Source organism: Streptomyces minutiscleroticus, from assembly GCF_014650875.1.
GTDB lineage: Bacteria > Actinomycetota > Actinomycetes > Streptomycetales > Streptomycetaceae > Streptomyces > Streptomyces minutiscleroticus.
On the sequence record NZ_BMVU01000166.1, the window covers coordinates 1 to 2555 of the forward strand.

The 2555-nt window shown below is 74.7% G+C and carries 2 protein-coding genes; both read left to right on the forward strand.

Annotated elements, in window-relative coordinates; translation table 11 throughout:
- Positions 1-586 (forward strand): acyl carrier protein (locus IE271_RS40635; protein WP_190195441.1); only part of this gene is annotated, 586 nt, incomplete at its 5' end.
- 57 nt (positions 587-643) lie between these two features.
- A partial coding sequence (locus IE271_RS40640) for a type I polyketide synthase (RefSeq protein ID WP_190195442.1) occupies positions 644-2555 on the forward strand: 1912 nt, incomplete at its 3' end.

Below are 2555 nucleotides of genomic sequence, written 5' to 3' on the forward strand. Positions count from 1 at the left end.
GCCGACCCGGCTGGACTGGGGCGTGCTGCGGGCCCGGGCGGCCGAGGGGGAACTCAACCCGCTGCTGCGCGGACTGGTCCGCCCGCCACGCCGCACGCCGGCCACGGACACGCCGGCCGCCGGTGATGCGGCCGGCTTCGTCCGGCGACTCGCCGCGCTGTCGGAAAGGGAGCAGCACAAGGAACTCCTGGACCTCGTGCGCAGCGCAGCGGCGGCCGTTCTCGGGCACGCCTCGAAGGACGGCATCGGCCCGTCCCAGGCGTTCAAGGAGAGCGGATTCGACTCCCTCGGCGCGGTTCAGTTGCGCAACCGGCTGGCCAGGGCGACCGGCAGCCGACTGCCCGCCACGCTCACCTTCGACCACCCGACGCCCCTCGCCCTCGCCGCCCACCTCCGCTCGGAACTCCTCACGGCATCGGCGGCACCCGGGCCATCGGTCGGTACGGCACCCGCCGTACCCGAACCCGCGGCCTCCCGGCCCGGGACCTCGCCGCTTCCCACCGCCCCGGAACCCGTGGGCGCGGCCGCCATCGCGGATCTCGACATCGACGGACTCGTGGCACGCGCCCTGCGCGGACGCTCGTGACCCACCGATCCGTTCCTCGGACCACCTTCTCCCGGCGCTCCCTCCTGGAAGGCTGATATGACGACCACCACCGACGGCACGGACACGGCCGCAGGCGATCAGACCGCCAGACTGGTCACGGCGCTGCGGGCCGCGCTGCAGGACAACGAGAACCTGGCCGTGGAGAACGCCCGGCTCCAGGCCGAGCGGACCGCCGCGACCGAACCCGTCGCGATCGTCGGCATGGCGTGCCGGCTGCCCGGCGGAGTCGGTTCCCCGGACGAGCTGTGGCGGCTGGTCGCGGAGGGCCGCGACGGCGTCGCAGGGTTCCCGGAGGACCGCGGCTGGCCTCTGGACACACTGTTCGACGCCGACCCCGACCGGGCCGGCCGCTCCTACGTCCGCGAGGGCGGCTTTCTGCGCGGCGCGGGGGACTTCGACGCCGACTTCTTCGGGATCTCGCCGCGCGAGGCCCTGGCGATGGACCCGCAGCAGCGGCTGCTGCTGGAGACTTCCTGGGAGGCGCTGGAACACGCCGGCATCGACCCGGCGCGCCTGCGCGGCACGGACACCGGTGTCTTCTTCGGTGTGATGTACCACGACTACGCCACCGGTCTGGGCACGGTTCCCGAGGGGTTGGAGGGCTTCCTGGCCACCGGCAACTCGGGGTCCGTCGCCTCCGGCCGGATCGCGTACACACTCGGTCTGGAGGGGCCGGCGATCACGGTCGACACCGCCTGCTCCTCGTCGCTCGTCGCCGTGCACCTCGCCGCGCAGGCGCTGCGCAGCAGGGAGTGCTCGCAGGCGCTGGCCGGCGGGGTCGCGGTGATGGCACAGCCGTCGCCCTTCGTCGAGTTCTCCCGACAGCGGGGTCTCGCGCCCGACGGCCGGTGCAAGGCGTTCGCGGACGCCGCCGACGGCACCGGATGGGCGGAGGGCGTGGCCGTCCTCCTGCTGGAGCGGCTGTCGGACGCGCGACGGCTCGGACACGAGGTCCTGGCAGTGGTGCGGGGTTCGGCCGTCAACCAGGACGGCGCGTCCAACGGTCTCACCGCGCCGAACGGCCCCGCGCAGCAGCGCGTCATCCGGGCCGCGCTGGCCGCCGCGCGGCTCGGCCCCGCCGACGTCGACGCGGTCGAGGGGCACGGCACCGGTACCACTCTCGGCGACCCCATCGAGGCACAGGCGCTGCTCGCCACCTACGGGCGCGACCGGCCGGACGACCGGCCGCTGTGGCTGGGCTCGCTGAAGTCCAACATCGGGCACACCCAGTCCGCGGCCGGTGCCGCCGGCATCATCAAGATGGTCCAGGCGCTGCGGCACGGTTCACTGCCCCGCACCCTGCACGTGGACGCCCCGTCGCGGCAGGTCGACTGGGAGGCCGGCGCAGTGCGGCTGCTGACCGAGGCCCGACCGTGGACGGCCACCGGCCGGCCCCGCCGCGCCGCCGTCTCCGCCTTCGGCGTCAGCGGCACCAACGCACATGTCATCCTGGAGGAGGCGCCCCACGGTCCGGAGGAGGCCTCCGGCGGTTCGGAAGAGGTCTTGGACCTCGCGCAGGACGCCCCCGAGCGGACGCCCGCACCCTCCGACGACGCGGTCGGCCCCTTGGCCGACATACCGCCGGCCGTCGTCTGGCCCGTCTCCGCCGCCTCGGCCTCCGCCCTGCGTGCCCAGGCCGGACGACTGCTCGCCCACGTGGACGCGCACGAACCCGACCCCTCCGCCTTCGGCCGCGCCCTGGCCGAGAACCGGGCCCGGCTGTCACACCGTGCGGTCGTGGTGGCCGACGATCCGACGGAACTCCGCAAAGGGCTGGGCGCCCTGGCCGACGGCGCCGCCCATCCGGCCCTGGTGACCGGCACGGCGGACCTGGCCGACGGCGACATCGCCTTCGTGTTCCCGGGTCAGGGGGCGCAGTGGGTGGGTATGGGGCGTCGGTTGCTGGATGAGTCGCCGGTGTTCGCGCGGGCGGTGGCCGAGGTGGCGG